The sequence below is a fragment of the Roseomonas genomospecies 6 genome (genome assembly GCF_008365375.1).
Lineage (GTDB): Bacteria > Pseudomonadota > Alphaproteobacteria > Azospirillales > Azospirillaceae > Azospirillum.
Window position 1 is genome coordinate 1 of sequence record NZ_QOKW01000064.1, and the last position, 4,032, is coordinate 4,032.

Annotated in this window: 3 protein-coding genes; 1 reads left to right on the top strand and 2 read right to left on the bottom strand. The window is 61.5% G+C overall.

Features of this window, described 5'->3' with window-relative positions:
• Positions 1-153 precede the first annotated feature (153 nt).
• Complete coding sequence (locus DS843_RS30645) at positions 154-1,002, top strand: hypothetical protein (protein ID WP_149472590.1); 849 nt, start codon at positions 154-156, stop codon at positions 1,000-1,002.
• 841 nt (positions 1,003-1,843) lie between these two features.
• On the opposite strand, the gene DS843_RS30650 is transcribed toward DS843_RS30645, so the two are convergent.
• Positions 1,844-2,890: a hypothetical protein gene (locus DS843_RS30650; RefSeq protein ID WP_149472591.1), complete on the bottom strand. Its 1,047-nt coding sequence runs from the start codon at positions 2,888-2,890 to the stop codon at positions 1,844-1,846.
• A 58-nt stretch (positions 2,891-2,948) separates the two neighbouring features.
• A complete protein-coding gene (locus tag DS843_RS30655; protein WP_149472592.1) occupies positions 2,949-3,863 on the bottom strand; it encodes a hypothetical protein in 915 nt (304 codons plus the stop codon).
• Between the last annotated feature and the right edge of the window lie 169 nt (positions 3,864-4,032).

Consider the following 4,032-nt stretch of genomic DNA (forward strand, 5'->3'; position numbering starts at 1 on the left):
CGCCGAGGATCGCGGCCAACCGCGCGCGATCCTCTGCTCCAACGATGACGCTGACGGTCTGGGCCATGCCGACAGAATCGCATACCAGCAGCCCGCTGTGAATCCTATGTCTGCGTCAGTGCACTAGCACACCACAGCGGAGCGATCCATTCGGTGTACATGCGCGAAAGTCGAGCCGGGTTTGTCCTCGAAGCTTTCGCTGAAAGATTGGGAGCAGGTCGTAAGATGGCCGTGTGGCAATGCGCAGCCGGGGACGGGAACCGCGATTACGCTGACGTATTCTTGAAGTATGGCGTCTTTCTGGTGGGCCCAGGCTCCGACGGCCCATATTTCGGCAACGAAGGCGCTTATAACGATCTGGACAGTGCTTCTTGCCGGCCGTTCATCAAGCCCTTTGCTGAGCACTTGGCCATTGGAGACCGCCTCATCCTGAAGCGCCCATCGTCGCAACAGTGGGAAATCCTGGCTGTCGGTGAAGTGGTCTCAGATTATTTGCATTCTCAGGTTTTCGCCGATGTGGAAGGGTGGGATCTCCAACATTGCCGGAGCGTTCGGTGGAAGACGCCCAGGTCACAAGAAATTGTTGGCGGACTTACGCGGGGAACGCTGAAGGGCGTCAACATTCCCTCAGTGATTGCCGCCGCTGACCAAGTTTGGACCTCTGGGCAAGATGCTGCAACCACCCCTCTCCCCATCGAACGAAAGCGCATCAGCGTGGACGAGGTGGTCGACGCGCTGATGAGCGAGGGGATCCCCGTCCAAAGAGCACAACTGATGACGGATACCATCTGGCGTCTGAGGCGGGTCGCACAGTGGTACCAGAAGCATGGCGCCGACGTCGGCGAGCACGAGATCAGGACGTTCTTGATCGTTCCTCTTCTCACCTCGCTCGGCTGGGCCGAGCAGAAGGTGAAAATCGAGTGGAACCGAATGGATGTCGTTCTCTTCGACACGGCCTACAAAAGAGGCGTGAGCAATCCACTGGTCATCATCGAGTCGTAGCGCCTGTTCGATGGCATGCGTCATGCTGCAGACCAGGCCAGTGTCTATGCCAAAGCCTATCCAAGCTGCCAGCGCTTCATCGTATCCGATGGTATTCGCTATAAGCTGTTCGTCCGTGACGGACAGGGATGGCGTTTTTCAGCGTACATGAATTTGCTCTACCCGATGCAATCTCACCCCTATGACGAGAATGTCGAGGGGGCTGTGGCATTCTTCAAAGCGATGATCCCTGGGCTCGAGGTTTAGGAAGACTCACCCGGACCGAAGATGGTTAGCCTACAGCTGCGCCGCCAGACAGCACGTGTTCGGCGTTGCTGCCAAGCACTCGAAGCTTGGCCGCCGGCTGGCTCCGCCGCAGTCAACGGGCTGCAGCCCGGCCGGAGCCGGTCAGCGTGCGCCGGGTCGGTGCCCTTCGACCGGGGTTCGATTTGCCTCAGCGTGTCGATCCGCCGGATCTGGTCGATCGTCGAGCACGAGACCTGCAGCAGGGCAGGCGTGGCGTGCGGGCACCGGAGCTGGCCACGCGCAGGCTGATGCCGACGAATAAAGCCTCGATGCCGCCCGGCAGGTCCTCGCCGCTCGAGGTGGCCATCGAGACGGGCATCACACCTCAACCTCCTGGCGCTGGCCCGATCCACCATTACGACCCGCGCCGGCAAGAAGGATGCTGACGGGCGGATCGCCTTGAATGTCGTAGAGGGGGACTCTGGGGCTGCTTTCCGGCTGGAGGCGGCCCTCGACGCCGCGGTCCATATCGGTGTGCTGCCTCAGGTCGTCCGAGACCGTCCGGATGCGGTCGCACGCGTCTCTGAATTTGGCGGGCTTGCCGAGGTCGAACCGGTCAAAGAGTAAACGCCTCGTCCAGAAATGGATCGGAGACGCCGTCGCGCACTCCGCCGGCTCGCAGCCGTCCACGACCGATTTGGCTGCGGGCCTCTTCGAGAAGCTCGTCAAAGCGTTGGAGGGTTGCCTGATGATCCCGGCGAATCGCGACCAAACCGAAGCGCACCTGCTCCGGGGAGGTCTTCTTCTCCATCCATGTCCGGTGAGTGACGTATGGACCGCGTTGTCGGGTGAGGAGCTGGTCGAAGGTTCTCGGACCATCGGGGCACTGACGCACGATACGCGCCAAGGCGCGCTCGGCGTAATACTGCGCCAGCCCCTCCACGATCGCCACCTCGCTTCGGCGGAAATCACTCGACTTCCATCTCACTCCGTCGATGTCGAGTCCAGCATGCGTGTAGGCGTGCGCCAGTTCATGGGCGAGTACGACAGCCGTAACGGAATCGAGCGGTGCGCCGAGAACCTGGGCGAACAAGCCGACCACACCCCAATAGATCTCGATCCGGCTTTCAGCGTCACGGGTACCGTTCGGCCGGGGATCGTAGCTTCCCAGAATGTCGTCGTGGACGGTTTCGACGCGGTGGTCGAACAGTGCGTGGATCAGGTCGTAGTGTTGGGACTCCTCGTGTAGTGCCCGCACGCACATGAGTGCGCCATGCAGAGTCGCATCGGCACCCCTGAAGCGCTCGCCCCATGTGGCGTTACGCATGATGCTCGGCAGCAACCGTCGAAGGATGGCGTCCAGATTGTACCCGGTCGTTCCAAGCACGGAACTCCACGGCGCCAGGAGAACGGCAAGCGCCTTTTCCTCTTCGATCTCGAAGGATTCGAGCCGGTCCGGCAGTGCGGTGTCGACCGCGACCCGGACCGTGAACGTAGCCCCGGCCTCTCCGGTCTCCTCATCTGCGGACTGCTGTAGGCGGAGGCCGGTCTCGGCACGGAGCGCTTGGCGAATCGGTGCGTTCAGCCGGCGCACGGTGCGCCGCACTTCCGCTTCGGTTTCTGGGGGCAACATCCTCATCAAGTCGGCGAGGCGGATGCTCATTGCTTTCCTCATACGTAACGAGCGGTGTGTCCCACCCACCTCGGGATCAGATCGGGTCTCAGGCGTATGCGTAGGCGACGGACAGCACGTCCATGATTTTCGAATGGCCGATCAGCGACTGCGGCACCGCGAAACCGATCGGGTTTGCGCCGGCGTTGTATTTGTAGGTCCAGCTCGGCTCGACGCCGATATCCGCGAGCTCGTTCTTGACCCTGGCATAGAAGTCGTTCGGCTGGTCGTCGGTCCCCCCGGGCCCTCCGGGGATGTAGACGTAGAAGCCATCCCGGCGCGGCCACATCGGCAACCAGCACCGTGTACCCTTTTTGAGCGACACGTGGCTCTTGGCTGAAAAATCGATTTTGCTTGGGCCGATTCTGTCCGCGCACAGCTTGTGCATCTCGCGCGCGTTCTTTACGAAATCCGGCTTTTGACTGGTCCAGGTTTCCTCGTCGAGCGGCATCTGGTCTTTGTCCTCCGTCGCCGGCTCATCGCCGACATCGGTCAACGCCTCGTCGGGCTGGGCGAAGACGACGGGGAACGTCACCGCGACCTTCGGATCGGCGCCGACGACCAGTGTCCTCAACTCGACCGCGATGAACGGGAGGAACTGGGCGAGGGTCTCGATCACCGTCTTGTAGCGTCCCGACAGATCCTCGGCGATCAGCACCGCCACATGGCGCGAGTTTGGCTTCTTGAGGCGCTCTCTCGCCCAATAATCGAGCACCCGGAATCCGTGGTCGGCGTCGCATTCGCCGAGCATCACTTCGACCGCGTAGTAGGTGTCGAGCGCGGCGCTGTAGGCCAGGATGTCCAACCGCCCGCCTTTGCCGGTGAAGTGCCGCAACTCCTTCGCCTTGACCAGGACGCTGCCGAGGCCGAGCCTGGAGGGGTCCTCGCACAGCCAGTCCTGGAGCCACCTTTCATCCTTGCCGATCGCCTTTAGCGTCGCCGGCTCACTGCCCACGATGTCCATGGCTCGCCTGCCCCTCAGGATTGTGAGGCAAATCTACTACAACGTAAGCGTTGTGTGACGACACATCCGACGTGATCGTGGTTCATGAAATATTCCGCTGGTCGCAGCTCAGCGGGGTAAGAGGATGTCGGGTCAGGATCTGGAGAGCTATTGGCGCAATCATGTTGAT